Source organism: Serratia sp. CY84636, assembly GCF_052166245.1.
In the GTDB taxonomy this organism is placed as follows: domain Bacteria; phylum Pseudomonadota; class Gammaproteobacteria; order Enterobacterales; family Enterobacteriaceae; genus Serratia; species Serratia nevei.
Genome location: NZ_JBJNOX010000002.1, coordinates 1,731,018 through 1,746,169, shown reverse-complemented (window position 1 = coordinate 1,746,169; position 15,152 = coordinate 1,731,018). Strand labels below are relative to the sequence as shown.

Below are 15,152 nucleotides of genomic sequence, written 5' to 3'. Positions count from 1 at the left end.
CCGTCAGCGATTCAACAGCGAGCCGGTGAAGAATTCTCTGCGCACCGGCAGCTCGCCGCGCGGGCTGTGAATGGCGCTGAACAGCAGCTCCGCGGCGATCTCCCCCAGTTTCTGCGTATCGTGATACACCCCCGGAATGTGCAGGCCGTAAGCGCCGGCGCGCGGCGGCTCGTCTATCGAAAAGAACTTCACCTGCTCATAAAGCCCCATCTCGTGGCAGATGGCGATGGCGCCCAGCGTGATGATGCCGTTCAGGCCGATGATGTAATCCGGGCGGTTCTCCGGCTGCGCCAGATAGGCGCGCACCTCGCTTTCCTGCGAGGTGAAATCATAGTCGCCGTTGATAATATGAATCTCACGGCCGCTGCCCTGCAGCGCCGCGACGATGCCGGCGGTGCGCGTTAAGGTGATTTCCGAATCCGCCGGGCCGCCGATGATCAGCAGCTTCTGCTCCGGCTGCTCCGCCAGATAGCGCCCGGCCAGCACGCCGATCTCGCGGTTATCGAGGAACACGCCGCTCAGCTGCTGATCGTAAAGGTCACGGTCGATCAGGATCAGCGGCACGCCGTACACCTCGGCCAGCTCGAGATAGGCGGGGCGGTAGCGCTTGTCGTCACGCACCGCCGACAGCAGAATGCCGCGCGCCTTGTAGCCGAACAGCGCCTGAATGGCGCGCATTTCCGCCTCTTCGCTGCCGTCGGTGTCGAACAGCATGATCTGGTAGCCCTGCTGGCGCGCAATGCGCGACACGGTCTTGATCAGGCCGGAATAGAACGGGTTGTACATGCTGCTGGTGACGATGCCGATAATCTGGCTGCTGCTGCTTTTCAGCCCCTGCGCAAAGGCGTTGGGCACATAGTTCAGCTCTTTGGCGATGGCGTGAATGCGCTCGCGGGTTTCCGGCTTGACCAGCTCGGGCTTATTGAAGGCGCGGGAAACGGTGATATTGGTCACCCTGGCGCGGCGGGCGATATCCACGATAGTGGCATTGGGATTGGCTTTCGACACCGTCTTTCCTTGCGTTATGCCTCAACAGATCCCTTATTGTAGGGAAAGGGCGGGGGCGGTGCTAGGGGGGAGTTGGGGGATGGAGTGGGGGAGGGAAAATAATGGAATAAAAATAGATGTAATAATGTCGTTGGTTTATTAATTGTGAATTGAATCATTTTATGTGGCTGTATTATGTTGGAGGAACCTTTGCTATGGTGTGGGTCATGGTCGAAGCTAGGTGTCAATGGCTGCTTTGTGCCAAAAACGGACATAGCATACGCTAAAGTAAAAGCAGGAGTTAATACCTGTGAGGGGTAAAAACGCCCATCGAGTAACAAGAGTAACTGTAGTGATTCAGAATCATGAAAAAATTTTCTTTATACAGAGTAAAAAACCATTTAATATGATTAGCAGATTAAATTTAAGAGTGAAGGATATATACTATGTGGCTAATCAACTTATGTTAATGGAACTAAAAAATTAAAACCTCAATGAATTAATCGGTGGATCAAAAAAATATATCACTCCTAGAATTCAGAGAGAGAAGGCTAATGATTTTCAAAAATAGACTTCTGAACAAGCAATGAAAGTGTGGGAAATTAACTAATACATCAAGATATACTTTAAACGAATAACATATAAAGTCACAATCAAAGGTAGATGAAAAATGTTAGACTTAGAATATGCTGTAACTGAGCCTTTTTTAAATTACCATTTATTTCATGAAGGTTTAAATACGAAGGTTAAGGTTTTAACCTCATCACTTAATCATGTGATTGAATATTTATTGACGCCTGGCAATGAAAATAAAATGAATGAGCTCATTAAGAAAACTGATAAATCTTGGCAATTCCCGCCGAATTTTTCACTTCCAAGCCCTCCAGTCGATGAATCAAATTTAAAAAATAAAACATCATCAAGAAGACAAGATAAGGAAGATGATAATAATGAATTGCATTATCAATTAAAAAAAAAGGAATTAGCGCAAGAGATGCTGTATTGGTATGTAAGTGAAATGGCTATATTTGGCAGTTTTTCTGCTTTGGATGATTGTATTGTCGATATTGATTCTTGGTTTTCAAGCTGGGCAATGTTTAATAACACTCAAGATAAAAAATCGGAATCAACCAGTAGTAACAAAATTGAAAGGTTATATGATTCACACGAATGGGATATGAAGAATATAAAGACATTTCTTCCGATCTATGAATATTTTTTAGCAGTTAGAAATTCAATAGCGCATAGGCAATCCAAAGCATCTCATAAGTTATCAGAGATATCAAAATCCCAAGAATTAAAAGAGTCAGTAGAGAGAAACTTCCCAAGAGGTAAACCATTAAGGGAATTTAAATATAATGAAGATATATTCATCTCTCCAAAAACGTCGTTGCTATGCTCTCACATAATAAGATTAATTTTCGAAGATATCAATAAATACATCATAAAAAAAATGGGTATTGAAGGTATCATCTACATGTCATGCAAACTTGCATTTGAACCATCATCTTATAATGAAAACAAAGTTGTTAACTTAGCTAAAAATAGATTGAACGAAATCGTCAGTGGTCGATATCATGTTATTATAAAAGGTGAGGATGAAGCCGTTAAGGTTGCTGAGTCACTTGGCATTTGGCGTGATTGCGCTAAATTTCATGCGAACAATATGAGGAAGTTAGATCCTAAATTCTAATCTTATCGCGAAATAATTTATGTGTCAGAGTTTCCCTAGCGCTATTGCGATAATGTTTTATTGGCCTATGCCTCACAGATTAACACAGGGCGATGTTAAAAGTCGCCTTTTATAGTCAGAACAGTTTCGTACTTCTGCTTTTCGCTCACAGCGGCCTTCCAGGCAAGTTAACTAGTCCGCTTCGTGCCAAAAGCAGACGTTGAAAGTAGGAGCGCCCAAGAAATGATGATAATCGTGTTGTTACATACTGATTTTAAGCATGTTAAGATATACGAAAAATTCATATCAGCTTCTGATTTTCTAAACCCGACGTGATGGATGACACAACCAATTCCAATGATTGTAGATGGTTTAAACTGTTAATAATTGCATAAGGAGTTATGAGTGTGATGCATATTTCAAATAGTAATTTCATGGAGTTAAGTCGTGAAAAGGGAGTATTCTTAGAGCAAAATATTTTTAAAGGGAAAATAATCAAACAATTTCAAGGTCGAGGTGGATTGATATATATAGTTGAGAGAGATTGCATTCCAAAGTTCGTGGCTTATAAAACCACGCAAGAATTTGAGAAAGAGGACATTTCAACTATTAAAGTTGGAGCTATTGAAAATATCGAAAGAGAAGCCGGGAATTGGTTTAGATACTCCAATCACCCTTTATTAATAAGACCTTTTTCAGTAACATTAATCAATAACTTTCCTATAATTTGCATGCCATACTGTAATGGCGATCTTAGCGCCTTCACGCGATCCAAACAAAGCCTTACAAGTGTTATTATTTTATCATTGCAAATAATTAAAGGGTTGATAGAGGCAAGTAAAGCAGGCCTAAAACATCACCAAGACATAAAGCCGGATAATATACTCTACATTGATCTAAGTGAAAAGTATAGAAACTTTCCGCCTGAAGATGTTGAACACTATTTAAGATATTCAGTTAGAATTGCAGATTTTGGTGTGGCAAATGCATATCTAAATGGACATCCTGGCGGTACAAATGTATATAAGGCACCAGAGCAGTATGATATTGAAATGTTTCCAGGATGTTTCGAACCGGATGTTTTTTCTGTAGGGATTATAATTGCAGAACTTTTTCAAGGCTACCATCCAGCTATATCAGCTAAAGATGAAAATGAGCGCATTAGGAGTTGGAAGGGAAAAAGACTTAAGCGCTGGGCATTATATGGGGTAAGAAACTATAAAATCGCCGAGAGTGAAAATGAAGCAATTTTAATAAGGTTAATAGATGAAATGTTATCGCCCAATCCAAGTTTAAGACCGTCCTTCGAATCATGTTATGGTGTCCTGAGTGAAATTTTAATGAAATCAGACCCCAAAAGCTTTGAGTTTTTTGATACGCTAATTTCTCATTATGATCAAATTTCCAATGTAAGTGGCATTGAAGGAAAACTATTCAATTTAATAAAGCTATCGAAAATCAAAAGCCAACTAACTCCAATTATAGATGAGTTGTCTTCTGAGCTTGTCACTCTAATGAGCATGGACACATATAATACCAAGCAGATAATGGTCATTTATCATTATGCAAAGGCGCTATATAGAATATCGAATGCTAATAAAATCATAGACTTTCATGCACTAATAATTTCCGCATTTGAAATTATAGTATATTTCTTACTTGAACACCCTGAAGAAATAATATCATCTCAACGGTATCCAGTTATGGATAATTCCATCTCTATAGGTAGCGATTTTGAATCGAGTGCTGAAGTATTTAATGAGTCAATAAAAATCTTATCTCTCTTGGGGTATGATGAAAACTTAAATCTTTTAGTACGTAATTCACCGAACAAAGTAATTAAAGCATTTCTTATTTTCGGCATTGCTCAGGATTTAAGGTCAAATCATCATCATAGTGAAGCTTATCAGAAACTTTCCGAATTGAGAGCATTGATTCCTATAGATTCAAAGTTTGAAGAGGTTTTTGCACATTGGGAAAAAGAAATTATCTTTTGGGAATCAATTCAAACGCATTCCTGAAGGTGAGTAATATTTCTAAAACGGTCTGCTTCACACTATTGTGGGGCAGTCATACCATAAGCATCTAAGAAAAACAGTCCATTATCCCTTAAAGATCTACCCAACTTCTCTGAAGTCGAACCACCTCTCCTCGCTCACAGCTGCCCCTCTAATGCCACCATTCAAAGCAATAACCCAGCGCTAGCAGCGCTGGAGCGAAGGCGCTCATTGGAGGAGCATCAATCCCCGCTTAAGAGCGGACGGACCAACAACGCAGGCGATGCTCCCCACGCTCGACTACCGGTAACAACACCGCTAATCTAGCAGTGACTTTTCACCCCCAACCCCCCGCCACAACCCCGGCAACAACCCCAACGTCTCATCAATCAGCGCCCGCCGGTCATTGCCTGGCTTCCAGATGGTCACCATGGTTTGGCTGATCCCCTGGCTGCCCACTTCGGTGCGCAGCGTGTTGACGTTTTTCCACCGTTCCGCATGCATATGCGTCGGCAAGAACCCCCAGCCGCAGCCCTGTTCAAGCAGGGTGCGCAACATCTCAAACTCGTTGGTGAAAATGGTATGCCCGGAAATTTGCAGGCGGCGCGCCACGGGTTCGTCAGAATCCGGGTGCATAATCACCTGCGGCGTGAGCGAGAGCTCCAGCAGCGAGAGCGGCTGTTCCGCGCTGGGGAAAAGCGCTTTAGACGCGTAAAAATCCATCTCTATCGCCCCTAAGGCGCGCCACTCCATGGCGTCGCCCACGCTGCGGTTGCGCGCCTGGCAGATGCCCAGATCGGCTTGGCCGCTCGCCAGCAGGCTTTCCGCCTCGTCGCGCGAGGCATTAATCAGGCTCAGGCGCGTGTTGCGTTGGGCCATGGTGGCAATCAGTGCCTGCAGCAGCGCGCGGGGCGTGAAGGGATCGTAGACCAGCGAGATTTCCTGCGCCGCGCTCTTCGGCACGTCTTTGGCAAATGCCTCAAACGCTTTCACCTGGCGCATCAGCAGGTGCGCCTGGCGTTGCAGCTGTTCGCCTTCCGGCGTCAGGTGCAGGCTGCGCCCCTCGCGCAGGAACAGCGCATAGCCTAAGCCATCCTCGAGAAAATCAATCAAATCGCGCAGCGTCGTGCGGTCTTTACCCAGTTTGAGCGCGGCTTTCGCCAGGCTGCCGTGCTCGGCCACGGCGGTGAAGGCTTCCAGTTGGGCAAAGGAATAAATCAGGCTCGGCACGCGGTTCTCCCGTCGATTTTGCGGGGGATTTTCCCCCATCAGGCGTTTTTTATTATAGGCCGCGTTTTTTTAAGCTGAACGCCTTCCTGAGCTAAGCGAGAAAAAATATGAAAAGCAAAGTGTTTAACCGCAGCCTGCTGGCGGGCGTTGTCATCAGTCTCTGCAGCGGCCTGCTGGCGCCCGCCGCGCTGGCCGCCTGTGCGGGCACCGAACTCAGCGCCTGCCCTGTGCCTTTCGATGCGCAATTGCCGGACACGCACAAGATGCTCACCTGGAGCCAGAGCGACCGGGTGATCGGTTTTCGTAACGACTACCGTAACTATGCGGGAGATGTGTTTCATCACGGCAATGCCACGCCGCTGCTGGCTGCCGCTAAACCGCTAACGGACGCCAGCTATCGGGTGAATGGCAAAACCTACAGCCTGCAGGATTACCTGCAGCGCCAGAACGTCAGTGGCATGCTGGTATTGAAGGACGGCAAAATCGCCTGGAAATATCTGGGGCAGGGCAATACCGACGCTACCCTGTGGACGTCGCGCTCGGTGGGCAAATCCGTGGTCGCCACGCTGGTGGGCGTGGCGATTAAACAGGGCAAGATCCGCTCGCTCGACGATCTCATCACGCAATACGAACCCGATCTGAAAGGCACGGCGTGGGACGGCGTAACCCTCAGGCAGCTGATCACCCATACCTCCGGCGTGGCGTGGAATGAGGATTACACCAACCCGAAATCAGACTTCGCGCAGCTGACCGAGTGTGAAGCCAGGCCCGGCACCTACGCCTGCGTGCGCAAGCTGGTGGCCGGTTTGCACCGCGCGCATCCGGCCGGGCAGAACTGGTCTTACTCCTCCGGCGGCGCGTGGCTGCTGGGCGACGTGCTGGAGCGCGCTACCGGCATGCCGCTGGCGGCCTATCTGCAGCAAAGCATCTGGCAGCCGTACGGCATGGCGAACGACGGCGTGTGGCATGCCTACGCCAAAGGCCAGCACGACGTGGGGGCGCACGGCTTCAACGCCACACTGGAAGACTGGGGGCGCTTCGGCGAATTCATCATGCATAACGGGAAGCTGCCGAACGGCAGACAGATCCTGCCGGAAGATTGGGTAGCCCAGTCGGCCAACTGGACGCGGGCGGCGGGCTCGGTGTCGGCGGCGCATCCTAACGGCATCTACGGCTTCCAGTGGTGGAACAACGAAGTGCCAGTGAATGCGGCCAACGTAGAACCCGCCCCGCAGGCATCCCTGAAACATTCCCTGTGGGCGCTGGGGATCTTCGGCCAGATGATTATGGTCAATCAGGCGGAGAATCTGGTGATCGTCCAGTGGTCTACCTGGCCGCAGGCGGAGCCTTCTTTCAGCGCACAACCGCTGGAGGCCTCGCTGATGTTTAGCGCGATAGCGAAGGAACTGCGTTAATTCCACGGAGCGAGCAGGGGCGGATGGCGGTTGCCATTCTGCCTCTGAGCGGCATATTCCATGTCTTCGACGCTGACTTTAAGGGAGTCTCAATTCTTTACAGGTAGAGGAGGCCAGTCTCCACCGTTTTTAATTAATAACTCTTTTATCTTGTTAATTTTCTCTTTATCCTCGGCATCGCCTACCCCTCTATCTATAAAGCGTTGGAGCTGATTGCCCATAGTCCAACCAAACTTACCCTTGATTTTATTATCTGCACCTCTCTCCAGCAGAAGTATAGTATGATCAAACGAACGAGAATCCAGAGAGCTTATTAATATGGTATTCCCCAATGAATCCATTGTATTTATATCCGCACCATAATCCAGCATCACCTTTAACGTTTCGGGGTTTTTCGCTTCTAACGCTTCGAATATAATGGGTTGATTGAATACCTTATCTTTTGCGTTTGGCGATAAACCACCGTCGAGCATGGCCTTGATCCAAATTCCCTTGTCGGCTTTCATGACAAATTCCGCCGGGCTGCTTCCCCCTTCCGGTCTGGGCTGCAACGGGTCTGCGCCAGCTTTAACCAGGTCGGTTATTATTTTCAGCCTTTCCGGCGTATTTTTATCATAGATTGCGTTTAATACAGACCAAAACAACAGGGTCATGTCTGCCTTAACCGGTCGATTCAGTTCTTCCTTGCTTATAGAGGGAAGCTTCTCTTTCAGTTTCACTTCATCGCCATCATAAATCAGCTGCGCGATGTCCAGCTGCCGGCCTTCAAAAAAATCCTGTGGCTCATATTCCATGCTTTTGTTGCATCCTTGCACCATGAGAACAGTAAACAGTAGCGCTATTGCCATTATCAATTTGCTCATATTCTCCCCCTGAGAATGGTGACATCCTCGTCTGTCTGGTCTTCAATCCGTTTGATTGCGTGGTCTATAGCGTGTTTATCGAAAACCAGATGTAACCTGACAGCCCCAGTATAATAACCGGCAGCTGTCAGATCTGCGTTGATGAAATTACTGTGTTTCCTTTGCTCCTTTCAAAAGCATGAGCTCGAGTATTTTCTTACACTGTACATTGTATTCTGAGCCATCTTGGCTGTCTTTTATTTGCCGATTCACTGCTGTTAACAGCGAAAGATTGTTTATATTTACCGGGTTAGGATTCGCACCCCGATTGAGCAGTAAGGTCATATGCTCAAAGGCTGAGCTAAAAAAAGCATCCATTAATAAGGTTTGTTGCAAGGAGTCTCTGATGTTTATATCCGCGCCATAATCCAGCATCACCTTTAATGTTTCAGGGTTTTTGGCTTTGATTGTTTGGAATACAATGGGCTCATTGAATACCTTATCTTTTGCGTTTGGCGGTAAACCGCCGTCGAGCATGGCTTTGACCCAAATCCCCTTGTCGGCTTTCATGACGAATTCCGCCGGGCTGCTTCCTCCCTCTGGTCTGGGCTGCAACGGGTCTGCGCCAGCTTTAACCAGGTCGGTTATTATTTTCAGCTTTTCCGGCGTGTTTTTATCATAGATTGAGTTCAACACCGACCAAAACAGCAGGGTCATGTCTGCTTTCACTGGTCGATTCAGTTCTTCCTTGCTTATTGAAGGAAGCTTCTCATTCAGTTTCTCTTCGTCGCCATCATAAATCAGCTGTGCGACTTCCAATTGACGGCCTTCAAAAAAATCCTGTGGTTCATATTCCATGTTTTTTTTGCATCCTTGCATCATGAGAACAGTAAACAGTAACGCCATTGCCATTATCCACTTGCTCATATTCTCCCCCTGATAGTGGCGACATCCTCGTCTTTCTGATCTTCAATCAACTTTATTGTCTGGTCTATACCGTGTTTATCGAGCAGGGTTCCTGTCCCTCCGGCAAGCGTGTGCGGTATGCCAGCGGCATCAGGCACCGCCAGTGATGACCACTCTTTCAAGGTGAAAGGCAATGCTACGCCCCAGGGTTTTTGTAAAGCATCGGGCAGGGCATTTCTTATAAGCTCATAGTCACTTTCGTTATTAACCTCCTGTAACGTGGTTAACAGCTCTCCCTCAACTCGATAGGCCTGTATGTTCTTGGTTGAACCAATCATTTCAGCTCCGTATTTCCCTACAGTTCCATGATGGAGTCCGGCTGCATTAAACGTCCAGGCGGGTTTTCCACTGGTCATTGATGCGGCGGAGGCCATTCCCCCGCCCAATGAATGACCAGAAATATCGACACCGGAGGAGTTCTTTACTTGTAATCCTATTTTAACCGCCTGCTTATAATAATCTGAGTTCGCCCCCATCCCCTGCGCGCCATTATTTATCCAGTCATTCATATTTTTAATTCCTGACAAATCGCCCCTAAGGGCCTTTTTGGCGGCGCTGCCGATTCCCTCCGGGAACTCTGGTGCTCTTGATCCTCTGAACACGACCGTTGGGTTCATCTCTTTACCAAAAACAGTGCTATCAGGTTGATATACCCTTGCCAAAAAATCCGGAGATTCATCCCTGTCGAAGAGCATATTTCTGTTTAGCCCAATTTTACTCAGGGCAGCATTATCGTTACTGATATCTTTCCAACCTTCGGGAACGCCGGGAGTCTCCTTTAGCGGATTCGTGGTCTTGTAGATATTCTCCGCCAGTTTTGCCTTCTCGACGGCGACATTGTTTGCCGCCAGGCGTTCTGAGGCGATTCGGGCGTCCGGGTAGATACTCCGTTGCCCGCGGCCAATGAGGTATTCGATGGAGCCCTGAGGGGCATGTTATCGAACGGCAGTCAGCGGTAGCTAACGGCGCATAGGACACCAGATAAGGGATGATAACGGCTCAGGCCAATTTGTAAAGTGGGCCAAAGGTTAACCGGAAAGTTCTTGTTTTCCAAAGGCTCCTGCGGGTTTTTAACCCCGCCGATCAAACCGATAAACCAGCGCCAACGCCAGCGCCAGGATCAAAAGCGGCGGGGCGAGGGCGGTGAGGGGCGCGTTGAGGGCGAACAACAACCCCAGGTTGAGGACGATCTGGTAAGCGATGTAGGTCAGCAGCCCGACGATCACGCCGAGCGCTAATCGGCTGCCCATGCCGGGGGCGCGCGGGGCGGTGAAGGTAAACGGGATGGCCAGCAAAATCATCGCCAGCACCAGCAGGGGCTGGCCGAGTTTTTTCCACAGCGCCAGGCGGTATTCGGTGCTGGGCTGCCCCGATCCTTGCAGGTAATCGATATAGCGTTCCAGCTGTTGGAGCGAGAAGCTGCCCGCCGGCAGGGTCAGCTCTTTCAGGCTCGGCACGGCGAACAGCGAGCGCCACGGCAGGCTGCTTTGCCGCTCAATCGTCTCCTTTCCGCCTTGCCAGCTTTTTTGCATCACGTTGTGCAGCAGCCAGCTGCCGTCGGCGGCGGTGCTGGCGCTGTCGGCGTAAAGGTAAGATTCCAGCGCGCGGTTGGCCTGATAACGGAAGATCTCAATGCCGTGGGGCTGGTCGTTCTCATCGACGGTTTTGACCGTCACAAACTCGTTGCCGCGCCGTGCCCACAGTGGGTTAACGGTGACGTCGTTATCGTTCGACTGCGCCAGCGCGTTGTTCTTCATCTGCAGCGCGCGTTGCTGCAGCGGCGAGGCCGGCCACTCATCGAGGGCGCCGAGTGAGAGGTTCATCAGCAGCCCGGCGGCGAGCATCACCAGCGCAATGCGGAATATCGACATCCCGGCCGAGCGGATCGCGGTCAGTTCCAGGGTTTTCGACAGCTGCCCCAGCCCGACGATGCCGCCGAGCAGCGCGATAAACGGCCCCAGATCGACCAGGCTGCGCGGCAGGGTCAGCACGGTCACCAGCAGCGCCTGCTGCCAGCGGTAGCCGCCCGGGGTCACGTCCTCCAGCTCGTTGATCAGCGTAAAGGTGGTGAACAGCGGGATGAGCAGCCCGGCCGCGGCGGCGAAGCCGATGAATACGTTGCGGATCAGGTAACGGCTAAAAATAGTCATCGGGAGGCTTTCCGCAGCAGGGATAAATCGCGCGCCAGCAGCAGGGCGATACCAGCAGCCATCGCCAGCGGCACCAGCCAAACGCCGGGGATCGTCGGCAGAGAGCCGTTGGCCACCAGCGTGCGGCAAATGTTGCCGCCATAGAAAATCACGGTAAACAGCACCGTCAGTGGCAGCAGTGCGGCGTAGCGGCCCTGCCGCGGCTTGATGCGGCTAAAGGGGATCGCCAGCAGCACCATCAGCACGGTGGTCAGCCCGCGGCTTTCGCGCCATTGCAGTTCGGCGGCGTCACCCGGATCGGCGGAGCGCGCCAGCTCCGCCGGCGAGGCCGACTTGTGCCGGCTCTCGGCGCTGGGCACGAACGGCTTGAGCGCGATGTCAAAGTTGTCGTAGTTCTGCCCGTTGTCGTCGGTGCCCTGACGATCCAGCACATAGGCGGTGCCGGTTTTCAGCCGCACGGCGGGGCTGGCGGGGGAGGCGTCGAGTACCTCCACCGACTGCGCGCGGTACAGGTTGGTGTGATGGCCGCCGCGCACATAAATCAGGGCGTCCGTCAGGTGGTTGGCCGTTTTGTCGACGTGACTGGCGAGGATCATGCGGCCGTTGCCGCTGACGTTGAATTTGTCGGCCTGCAGGTGGCTCACGTCCAGCACCGACTGCGACTGTTGCTGCAGCTGATAAATATTGGCGTACGCCCAAGGCCTGCCATACAGCGACAGCAGCGTGACCGCTATCGCCAGCGGTACGGCCAGTATCAGCACCGCTTTGTACAGCCGCAGCGGGCTGGCGCCGGCGGCCAGCATGGCGGTGATCTCCGCATCGCTGTACAGCTGGCTCAGCGCCACCGCCACCGAGACATACAGCGCGACGGGCAAGATCATCTCCAGCGCGATCAGCGATTTATAGAAAACCACGTCGGCCACCACCCGCAGCGCCAGCGTGCCGTTGGCAGCGTCGGTCAGGTAGCGCTGGGCGGAGTAGCTGGCGAACATGAAGATCAGAAACCCGGCGATCATGATCACCAGGCGGCGGATCTCAACCGTGATGTAGCGTTCAATCAAAGACATGCGTCATCGGCTCCCGGCGGCGTGCGCTTCATGGCGTCTCCCGATCGATCAGGGCGCGCAACAGGGCGATCACCTGATCAACTTCCTGCGGGGTGAGTGCGCCGTCCTTCGCCCACTGCACGCGCCCGGCCTGGTCCAGCACCACGATGGTGGAGCTCTCCTCCGGCAGCCGCCAGGCCATGCGCCCCAGCCCGTCGCTGTCGACGATGAACTGCGCCCAGGGGTAATGCCGCTTGTTTTTCTCGATCTTGCCGCGCACGAAGAAGCCGGAGCCCGGTATCGCGTCGTCGGTGTTGACGATGGTGGTCGGCTGGAAGCGATCGCCCGGCAGGTTCGCGTCTTTGACGGCGTTGATCAGCAGCGAGTTCTTCTTTTTGGCGGAGGTGCGGCCGGCGATGTACTGGATCACCCGCACCTTGCCCGCCAGCTTTGCGCTGTTCCACGGCCGGTAGCTGAAATCGCCGTTGCGCAGCAGCAGCTCGCCGCGATCGGCGATGGCGATCGGCGCCACCGGCCGGCCATGCACGAAGTTATGCGCAGATACCGCCAGCGGCGACAGCAGCAGCGCAAGGGGCAGCAAGCGGCGTAACGTCATCATGGCTCCGTGCAACCCGCTTATCTGCCCGCCGCGATGGCCGGCTGGGAAAACGACAGCGGAAAGCGCGCCAGCAGCAGCTCCAGGCGCTGGCGGATGTCGATATCCAGGATCGCCGGCCGATCATAGATATCGCCGCCGGCCAGCTTGTCCGCCACCATCACGTCATGCCGGTCGCCCATCAGGCCGTTAATCGCTGCCAGGAAGCGTGAGATCTGCCGGGCTTCGCGGTTGTCGGGATCGATCGATCTCAGCGTGTCGTAAAATGAGACCTGGCGGCTGACGATTTTGCGCACGTCGTGGAACTGATGCCCGGTCAGCGCCGGGCTGGCGATCAGCGTCTGCAGCTGGCGCATCTGTTCCTGGCGGTAGGTGATAAAGCCCTGTGCGCTTTCCAGGCGAGTGTGGCGCAGCGCATAGCGCACGGACGACCACACCGGCTTGCTGAGCAGCAGCCGCAGCAGGTTGCCGTACAGCGTCAGGTTCTTCTGGTTGCCGTTGCGAAACGCATCCTGAAAATGGCCGAGCACCACGGTGGTGGTGTGGAACAGGCGGTTGGCGCGGTGGGGCGCGCCGTACAGCTGCTGGGCGAAGCGCAGGTGCTTATAGCGGGCGCGGATATATTTGTAGCGCATGCGGGTAGCCGCCGCCAACTGCGGTTCTTGCAGGAAACCGTTCACCAGTTGCAGCAGCTCGCGGCGGGAAAAGCCGTCTTCCCAAAACTGCAGGCACAGCGCGTAGTTGTCCCGAATGCTCTCGGGGGAACACTGCAAATCAATCTGCTGCGGCAGGCTGATATTCGCCTCAACCAGGTCATCCTCTTCCACCGCGACAAACAGCGCCTGGGTGGTTTCGGCGGAGAACTTCTTCCAATTATCGTTAGCGGTCATTAATTACTCTCTTTGGGCACATTCAGCCCCAACATAAAGCGATTGCGGTAGGCGCCGATCGTCGGTATCAGGGATAACAGAACGTCTAAACATTGCCCCAGTAAATAAGCGAAGGCGGCGCCCTGCACGCCGAAGGCATATGCCATCGACACCAGCAGCGCAATGTAGGCCGCCGAGGCCGTCGCCTGCGCGATCAGGAAGGCGCGCTGCTTGCCTGCCATAAACAGTAAGGATTCCTGCGGGAAGCCCATCATGGAAACGATGATCGCGCCCAGCATGATTTGAATCAGGTCATAGGCTTCCAGGTATTGCTGCCCGAAGACGGCGGAAATGAGCGGCTTGCCCACCAGCAGCATCAACACCGCGACGGCCAGGCCGATGCCGCCGGCCAGCAGCGAGGAGCGCAGGCCCAGCAGCCACGGGGTCTTGGTGCGCGGATCCAGGCGCATGATCTCGGGATAGAAGCTTTTCTCCAGCAGCTTGGCCGGGGTGCCCGTCGCATCGAAGAAGGTCATGGCGATCTTGAACAGCCCGGCGGCGGCCGGCCCGAGCACCACGCCCACCAGCACGGTGGTGCAGGAGTTGCGTGCGGCCCAGATGGTATGGGCGATGTTGGTGGTCCAGACGAAGTTCCAGGCGCCCTCGATGCGGCGCGCGACGTTGAACAGGCGCGGCCTCAGCGCGCCGTGGATATCGCGGCGGCGCAGTTCGCGCGCGGTGAACCACCAAAACAGCGTGCCGCCGATCAGGTTAGAGGTGTACCAGGTGACGATAAAGCCGGGGAATCCCAGATCGAAATAATAGGAGATGACGCTGCCCACCGCCTGCAGGAACGGCTTGATCGCCTGCTGGATGGCGATGAGATCGAAGCGGTTGAAGGCGCGCAGCACGCCGGTCGGCGTGGACGAGGTCATCGACGGGATCAGGGTGCAGTACAGCATGGCGAGCCAGAAACTTTCGCTGTCCAGCCCCAGGGCGTGGGACAAGAACGGCAGCATGATCATGCCGCCCAGTACGGCGATGACGCCGCTGGCGATATCCAGCCCGAAGGAGAAGGCGACGACGTCGCGGAAGCGCCCGGTGTTTTGGTGCTCCAGCGCCGGGGTACCGAATTGCACCACAAACTGCCAGGTCTGGAATTTGATGAAATCGCTGACCGCTTTGGTATAGGCCTGGATCACCACCAGCACGCCGAACATTTCAGGCGACATGCCTTTACCGGCGCAGGAGAGCGCCAGCAGGCCGAGCAGCGCGCTGGCCACGCTGCCGGAGCCTAAGTAGGCGGCATTACGTAAAATGGAGCGAAACGCGCCATCGGAAAACCACCGTTTCATAACCCAA

12 protein-coding genes and 1 pseudogene are annotated in these 15,152 nt (G+C 52.5%); 3 read left to right on the top strand and 10 right to left on the bottom strand.

Translation table 11 applies throughout. The features are described from left to right. Positions 1–3 precede the first annotated feature (3 nt). On the bottom strand, positions 4–1,008 hold the full coding sequence (locus ACJ8QI_RS12715; protein ID WP_043136352.1) for a LacI family DNA-binding transcriptional regulator: 1,005 nt from the start codon (positions 1,006–1,008) through the stop codon (positions 4–6). Positions 1,009–1,657: 649 nt separating this feature from the next. On the opposite strand from ACJ8QI_RS12715, the gene ACJ8QI_RS12710 reads away from it, so the two are divergent. Beyond that, a complete protein-coding gene (locus tag ACJ8QI_RS12710; RefSeq protein ID WP_442532606.1) occupies positions 1,658–2,680 on the top strand; it encodes a hypothetical protein in 1,023 nt (340 codons plus the stop codon). Between the two features lie 389 nt (positions 2,681–3,069). Beyond that, on the top strand, positions 3,070–4,680 hold the full coding sequence (locus ACJ8QI_RS12705; protein ID WP_442532699.1) for a protein kinase domain-containing protein: 1,611 nt from the start codon (positions 3,070–3,072) through the stop codon (positions 4,678–4,680). Positions 4,681–4,974: 294 nt separating this feature from the next. On the opposite strand, the gene ACJ8QI_RS12700 is transcribed toward ACJ8QI_RS12705, so the two are convergent. Further along, complete coding sequence (locus ACJ8QI_RS12700; RefSeq protein WP_442532605.1) at positions 4,975–5,886, bottom strand: LysR family transcriptional regulator; 912 nt, start codon at positions 5,884–5,886, stop codon at positions 4,975–4,977. Between the two features lie 107 nt (positions 5,887–5,993). Here ACJ8QI_RS12700 and ACJ8QI_RS12695 point away from each other — a divergent pair, with 107 nt between their 5' ends. Then, complete coding sequence (locus ACJ8QI_RS12695) at positions 5,994–7,301, top strand: serine hydrolase domain-containing protein (RefSeq protein WP_442532604.1); 1,308 nt, start codon at positions 5,994–5,996, stop codon at positions 7,299–7,301. An 89-nt stretch (positions 7,302–7,390) separates the two neighbouring features. Here ACJ8QI_RS12695 and ACJ8QI_RS12690 read toward each other — a convergent pair whose 3' ends face one another. The 8 genes and pseudogenes from ACJ8QI_RS12690 to ACJ8QI_RS12655 form a co-directional block, all read right to left on the bottom strand. Beyond that, complete coding sequence (locus tag ACJ8QI_RS12690) at positions 7,391–8,164, bottom strand: ankyrin repeat domain-containing protein (protein ID WP_197773904.1); 774 nt, start codon at positions 8,162–8,164, stop codon at positions 7,391–7,393. 147 nt (positions 8,165–8,311) lie between these two features. Continuing rightward, entirely contained in the window at positions 8,312–9,070 is a 759-nt protein-coding gene (locus tag ACJ8QI_RS12685; RefSeq protein ID WP_442532603.1) for an ankyrin repeat domain-containing protein, read from the bottom strand. After that, positions 9,067–10,017: pseudogene (locus ACJ8QI_RS12680) on the bottom strand (phospholipase); the annotation flags it as partial. The gene ACJ8QI_RS12685 and the pseudogene ACJ8QI_RS12680, both read right to left, overlap by 4 nt. Before the next feature lie 162 nt (positions 10,018–10,179). Next, entirely contained in the window at positions 10,180–11,259 is a 1,080-nt protein-coding gene (gene lptG / locus ACJ8QI_RS12675) for an LPS export ABC transporter permease LptG (protein WP_442532602.1), read from the bottom strand. Continuing rightward, positions 11,256–12,326: an LPS export ABC transporter permease LptF gene (gene lptF, locus ACJ8QI_RS12670; protein WP_442532601.1), complete on the bottom strand. Its 1,071-nt coding sequence runs from the start codon at positions 12,324–12,326 to the stop codon at positions 11,256–11,258. The genes lptG and lptF overlap by 4 nt, the downstream gene beginning before the upstream one ends. Positions 12,327–12,354: 28 nt before the next feature. Next, complete coding sequence (locus ACJ8QI_RS12665; RefSeq protein ID WP_102984382.1) at positions 12,355–12,921, bottom strand: YtfJ family protein; 567 nt, start codon at positions 12,919–12,921, stop codon at positions 12,355–12,357. A gap of 20 nt (positions 12,922–12,941) precedes the next feature. Continuing rightward, positions 12,942–13,811 carry a hypothetical protein gene (locus ACJ8QI_RS12660; RefSeq protein WP_102984383.1) on the bottom strand — a complete coding sequence of 290 codons (870 nt, stop codon included), beginning with the start codon at positions 13,809–13,811 and terminating at the stop codon, positions 12,942–12,944. Beyond that, complete coding sequence (locus ACJ8QI_RS12655; protein ID WP_442532600.1) at positions 13,811–15,145, bottom strand: lipopolysaccharide biosynthesis protein; 1,335 nt, start codon at positions 15,143–15,145, stop codon at positions 13,811–13,813. The genes ACJ8QI_RS12660 and ACJ8QI_RS12655 overlap by 1 nt, the downstream gene beginning before the upstream one ends. Positions 15,146–15,152: the final 7 nt, after the last annotated feature.

What these genes read in the sequence shown, in the direction of transcription:
- ACJ8QI_RS12655 (WP_442532600.1), bottom strand. Translation starts at nt 15,145, where the DNA reads ATGAAACGGTGGTTTTCCGATGGCGCGTTTCGCTCCATTTTACGTAAT.
- lptG (WP_442532602.1), bottom strand. Translation starts at nt 11,259, where the DNA reads ATGACTATTTTTAGCCGTTACCTGATCCGCAACGTATTCATCGGCTTC.
- ACJ8QI_RS12705 (WP_442532699.1), top strand. Translation starts at nt 3,070, where the DNA reads ATGCATATTTCAAATAGTAATTTCATGGAGTTAAGTCGTGAAAAGGGA.
- ACJ8QI_RS12690 (WP_197773904.1), bottom strand. Translation starts at nt 8,164, where the DNA reads ATGAGCAAATTGATAATGGCAATAGCGCTACTGTTTACTGTTCTCATG.
- ACJ8QI_RS12685 (WP_442532603.1), bottom strand. Translation starts at nt 9,070, where the DNA reads ATGAGCAAGTGGATAATGGCAATGGCGTTACTGTTTACTGTTCTCATG.
- ACJ8QI_RS12695 (WP_442532604.1), top strand. Translation starts at nt 5,994, where the DNA reads ATGAAAAGCAAAGTGTTTAACCGCAGCCTGCTGGCGGGCGTTGTCATC.
- ACJ8QI_RS12665 (WP_102984382.1), bottom strand. Translation starts at nt 12,921, where the DNA reads ATGACGTTACGCCGCTTGCTGCCCCTTGCGCTGCTGCTGTCGCCGCTG.
- ACJ8QI_RS12710 (WP_442532606.1), top strand. Translation starts at nt 1,658, where the DNA reads ATGTTAGACTTAGAATATGCTGTAACTGAGCCTTTTTTAAATTACCAT.
- ACJ8QI_RS12660 (WP_102984383.1), bottom strand. Translation starts at nt 13,811, where the DNA reads ATGACCGCTAACGATAATTGGAAGAAGTTCTCCGCCGAAACCACCCAG.
- lptF (WP_442532601.1), bottom strand. Translation starts at nt 12,326, where the DNA reads ATGTCTTTGATTGAACGCTACATCACGGTTGAGATCCGCCGCCTGGTG.